The organism is Novosphingobium sp. MBES04 (genome assembly GCF_000813185.1).
GTDB classification, from domain to species: domain Bacteria; phylum Pseudomonadota; class Alphaproteobacteria; order Sphingomonadales; family Sphingomonadaceae; genus Novosphingobium; species Novosphingobium decolorationis.
This window is the reverse complement of the sequence record NZ_DF850489.1, coordinates 263894-265262: the sequence shown is the minus strand read 5'-3', so window position 1 is coordinate 265262 and position 1369 is coordinate 263894. Positions and strand designations below refer to the sequence as shown.

General features: G+C 56.2%; 3 protein-coding genes. 2 read left to right on the top strand and 1 reads right to left on the bottom strand.

Annotation, left to right across the window (positions count from 1 at the left end):
• Positions 1–142: 142 nt before the first annotated feature.
• A complete protein-coding gene (locus tag MBENS4_RS25430) occupies positions 143–457 on the top strand; it encodes a hypothetical protein (RefSeq protein WP_144400958.1) in 315 nt (104 codons plus the stop codon).
• A 133-nt stretch (positions 458–590) separates the two neighbouring features.
• Here the strand turns inward: MBENS4_RS25430 and MBENS4_RS15070 are convergent, their stop codons facing one another.
• Entirely contained in the window at positions 591–965 is a 375-nt protein-coding gene (locus tag MBENS4_RS15070; protein WP_144400957.1) for a hypothetical protein, read from the bottom strand.
• A 147-nt stretch (positions 966–1112) separates the two neighbouring features.
• On the opposite strand from MBENS4_RS15070, the gene MBENS4_RS15065 reads away from it, so the two are divergent.
• Positions 1113–1349: a hypothetical protein gene (locus tag MBENS4_RS15065; RefSeq protein WP_039392688.1), complete on the top strand. Its 237-nt coding sequence runs from the start codon at positions 1113–1115 to the stop codon at positions 1347–1349.
• The last annotated feature ends 20 nt before the right edge of the window (positions 1350–1369 follow it).

The window sequence follows — 1369 nt, the reverse complement described above, 5'->3', positions numbered from 1 at the left end:
AATGAACGGCGTAGATGGGCGCTAGCCGGAAGCCATTCGCCCTCTTGCGAGCACTCTTATTGCAAGCCATGCTTTCCACATGACGATCCATGATCCTCGCCCGGTAGCCCGCCTTGCTCGACGACGCTTCGCTACTTAGTATATGTCTGATACGAAATGGAGAAAGCTGTTTGCGGCTATTCACGTTGCACGCCCCGAGATCCACGAGATGGTGGTGAAGTTTATCGACGTGGATACTCCACGTTTGATGCAATTTCCTCCGAGCCTGTCCTGTCCTCACCCCTACATGGACACGATTGAATTTGGTCCAACCGAACTTCGCGCGATCGAATGGGCTGAATTTTCGACCGACGTCTCAGATATTCTGGCCCCGCTCGGTCGCTTCCCGCTGTCTATCCAAAATGGTCGATCGAGATTGACGGGCTATGCTGACGCCTTCCCTCTCAAGGTCGGATAGCTCGACACGCGTGAATGACCGCTTCCAAGGCAGAGAACGTGACTGCCAAAGGTCATCAATGGGCGCATGGCGGAATTTCAGCGCACGCCCCTTTGCGGTCCTTCCATGCCACCGATTTGGGCAATCGCCTTGCCTAGCGCGACATGAAGCAATCCACGGCATGCCCACGATTGGGCGATACCCCAAAGCCGGAAGCTGACTTGAATATCAAAGCGAAATCACCGTCAGGGTCAGGATCATAAGCGAGGAAGATATCGTCATCCTCAGCGACAATGGCAACCCGCCTTGGCACCGGCTTGGGAATGCTTCCAGGGAAGCGCCCGTCACCATCAATCTCGATGATATAAGGCTCGATCAAAGACGCTCTCATCTCATCTAATTGCTGCGCAAACCATGCCTCAGGGAGAGCCTCTCCTAGCTGGTCAGGACGCGGGGCCGGTACAACGAAGGTTTCGATTTCCGTCACCACCAGCTGGCTCACATCAGCAAGAGAAATATGCGCGTCCATATTCTGGAATGTTAGCCGAAGGCGCTGCGGTAGCAAGGTCCGCTTCCTGGCGCGTAGATTCGGCCCCAAACGGCCAACAAGGGCGCCAATGCGAAATGGCTGCACACGCCCCTTGCGGACACTAACATCGCCAGTCAGGATCGCAGGATGAGCTACGCAAGCCGTCCGACGAACTGGGGGTGCCTTACGGCTTTTCTGCTGATGGCGCCCGTCGCATTGATCGTGTTCACCGCAGGCATCATGGGCGGCGGAGGGTGCGAAGGGCGAGAACCGCCCTGCGTTGGAGACTACACGCCTATGTGGATCATGATGGCGGCTGTAGTTGCAGTCGCAATCGGACTTGCCTTCTTCGTCAATCTGATCATCGCCAAAGTGCGCTCGTGACGCGATATACGGAACGGCAG